This window comes from Mycobacterium sp., from assembly GCF_019243155.1.
Classification (GTDB): domain Bacteria; phylum Actinomycetota; class Actinomycetes; order Mycobacteriales; family Mycobacteriaceae; genus Mycobacterium.
On the sequence record NZ_JAFAUS010000084.1, the window covers coordinates 1 to 3009 of the forward strand.

Annotated in this window: 2 protein-coding genes and 1 pseudogene; all 3 read right to left on the reverse strand. The window is 63.7% G+C overall.

The window, feature by feature from the left end:
- Positions 1-612 (reverse strand): annotated as a pseudogene (fadE29, locus tag JOZ00_RS04370) (acyl-CoA dehydrogenase FadE29); the annotation flags it as partial.
- On the reverse strand, positions 597-1616 hold the full coding sequence (locus JOZ00_RS04375; protein ID WP_293340151.1) for an acyl-CoA dehydrogenase family protein: 1020 nt from the start codon (positions 1614-1616) through the stop codon (positions 597-599). The pseudogene fadE29 and the gene JOZ00_RS04375, both read right to left, overlap by 16 nt.
- Positions 1616-2866 (reverse strand): cytochrome P450, encoded by a 1251-nt coding sequence (locus tag JOZ00_RS04380; protein WP_293340154.1) that lies wholly within the window; start codon positions 2864-2866, stop codon positions 1616-1618. The genes JOZ00_RS04375 and JOZ00_RS04380 overlap by 1 nt, the downstream gene beginning before the upstream one ends.
- Positions 2867-3009: the final 143 nt, after the last annotated feature.

Below are 3009 nucleotides of genomic sequence, written 5' to 3' on the forward strand. Positions count from 1 at the left end.
GCCGTCGGACAGGATGATCGGCGTCCACGAGTAGCCGGGATCCTTGGTGTCGACGATCAGGATCGAAATGCCCTTGTGCTTAACGGCTTCCGGGTCGGTCCGGCAGGCCAGCCAGATGTAGTCGGCATCGTGAGCGCCGGTGGTGAAGACCTTCTGGCCGTTGACGATGTACTCGTCGCCCTGGCGAATCGCCGTGGTCCGCAACGACGCAAGGTCGGTGCCCGCCTCGGGCTCCGTGTAGCCGATCGCGAAGTGCACCTCGCCGGCGAGGATCGCGGGCAGGAACTTCTTCTTCTGCACCTCACTGCCGAACTGTTGCAGCGTCGGGCCTACGGTCTGCAGCGTCACGGCGGGCAGAGGAACATCGGCCCGATGGGCCTCGTTGACGAAGATCGACTGCTCGACCGGTCCGAAACCCAAGCCGCCGAACTCCTTTGGCCAGCCGACGCCGAGCTTGCCGTCCTGGCCCATCCGGCGGATCACAGCGCGGTATGCGGCGTTGTGCCGGTCGGATTCCATGGCCTTCATCTCGTCGGACGAGATGAGGTTCGAAAAGTATTGCCGCAGCTCGGCTTGCAGCTGTCGCTGCTCCGGGGTCAGGTCGATGAACATTGCGCTCCCACCAGGTCAAGGCGATGAGATGGCCCGCCCAACAGCCGGGACAGGTCTTTGATCGTGGAGTAGTACCGGTGCATCGGGTAGGTGATGTCCATCCCCATGCCGCCGTGCAGGTGGTGGCAGAGCTGCATCACCGGCGGCGCCTGCGACGTCACCCAGTAGCCGAGCACGTCCAGGTCCGAGTCGGCGTCAAGCCCTTCTGAGAGCCGCCATACCACCGACTTCGCCACCAAATCGATTGTCCGCGAGGCGATGTAGACCTCGGCAAGCTGAGCCGCCACGGTCTGAAAGGTCGACAGCGGCTTGCCGAACTGTTTCCGCTCGGCCACATAGTCCGCGGTCAGGCGCAGCGCCCCGGCCACCAGGCCGTCGGTGAAGGAGCCCGCCATCGCCAGCGCCAACTGGTTGGCCCGGCTCGCGGTAGCGCCCGCCAAGACATCGGAATCGGCGACGGGCACGTCGGCGAACGTGACGGTGTATTCGTCGGAGTCATTCGATGTCGGCGTCTTGACCAGCTGCACACCGTCGGCCTCAGGCGAGACCACCACGACGGCGTTGTCGGCGGTCACGATCAGCCAATCCGATTGTCCGGCATACCCGACACCGACTTTGGTGCCCGACAACCGGCCACCGGAGAACATGGTCGACGGCCGGTCGGGCAGCGCGATCCCGGGCTCGTTGAGCGCCGCGGTCAGCACCCCGCCTTTGGCTACTGAAGCCAGAAATCGGTCCTGTTGTTCGTCGGAAGCCAGGTCCAGTATTGGCACAACACCATAACCCAGTGTTGCCAGTGCAGGCGTGATCGCGCCGTGCCTGCCCACCTCGGTGAGCACCGTCGCCACCTCGGGAAGGCCGACGCCGTCCCCGCCGAGACGTTCGGGCACCGGCAGGGCACTCACACCGCCGGAAACCAATGCTTCCCAGCTTAATTCCCGGTCGAGCACCGAAGTTACGACGTCAGCGACGGCCAGTTGCGTCGCGCTGAGATCGAAGTCCATCAGGACGTCACCGCCGGCTTGCCGGCGTAGTCGACCTGCCAGTGCTTGATTCCGTTGAGCCACCCCGACCGCAGCCGCTCGGGCTCGCCGAGCGGCTTGAGGTCCGGCATGTGATCGGCGACCGCATTGAAGATCAGGTTGATGGTCATGCGGGCCAGGTTCGCGCCGATGCAGTAGTGGGCACCGGTGCCACCGAAGCCGACGTGGGGATTCGGGTCGCGCAGGATGTTGAAGGTGTGCGGGTCCTCGAAGACCTCTTCGTCGAAATTGGCCGAGCGGTAGGACATTACGACCCGTTGGCCCTTCTTGATCTGCACGCCGCCCAACTCGGTGTCCTCGTTGGCGGTGCGCTGGAAGGCCGATACCGGAGTGGCCCAACGAATGATCTCGTCGGCCGTCGTGACGGGGCGCTCCTTCTTGAACAGCTCCCATTGATCGGGGTTGTTCGCCATCGCGATCATGCCGTGGGTGATCGAGTTTCGCGTGGTCTCGTTGCCCGCCACCGCGAGCATGACAACGAAGAAACCGAACTCGTCGTCGGAGAGCTTCTCACCGTCGATGTCGGCCTGGATGAGCGTGGTGACGATGTCGTCGGTCGGGTTCTTGCCCCGCTCCTCGGCCATCTTCATCGCGTACATGATCAGTTCCATCGACGACTGCGCCGGGTCGACGTCGGCGTACTCGGGGTCGGTACCACCGGTCATCTCGTTGGACCAGCGGAAGAGCTTGTCGCGATCCTCCTGGGGTACACCGAGCAGGCCTGCGATGGCCTGCAGCGGCAGTTCGCACGACACCTGCTCGACGAAGTCGCCGCTACCCTCGGTCGCCGCGGATTTGGCGATGTTCTGGGCGCGCTGCGCCAGTTCGGCTTCCAGCCGTCCGATGGCCCGCGGCGTAAAACCGCGCGAGATGATCTTGCGCAGCCGGGTGTGGTGGGGTGCGTCCATGTTGAGCATGACGCTGCGCTGCAGTTCGACCTGCTCGCGTTTCATCTCCGGCGGCCAGGTCGGGATGGCGCCGTTCATCCAGCTCGAGAAGATGTCGCTGCGCTTGGACACCTCCTTGACGTCGGCGTGCTTGGAGACGATCCAATATCCGTGATCTTCGAAGCCGCCGGCGCCGTTGGGAATGTCGACCCAGTGAACGGGCTCCGCCTTGCGCAGCTCGGCGAGCTCCGCGACGGGCAACCCTACGAGGTTGACGTCCGGGTCGAGAAAGTCGAAGTCGGCGGGAATGTTCGGGGGTGCCATGTAGATTGCGCTCCTTTTACAACACTAATTGCAACGTGTTCTAGTGCCAGTAAAACACGCCTCCTGCGCAGATAAAAGGCAGGTCATCATCCTCGCTTGTCAGAGTAATGAAACGTGTTCTAGCCTGACGGAATGGGTAACCC

Bases quoted from the DNA above. Each gene is read 5' to 3' on its own strand.
- JOZ00_RS04375 (WP_293340151.1), bottom strand. From the start codon at position 1,616: ATGGACTTCGATCTCAGCGCGACGCAACTGGCCGTCGCTGACGTCGTA.
- JOZ00_RS04380 (WP_293340154.1), bottom strand. From the start codon at position 2,866: ATGGCACCCCCGAACATTCCCGCCGACTTCGACTTTCTCGACCCGGAC.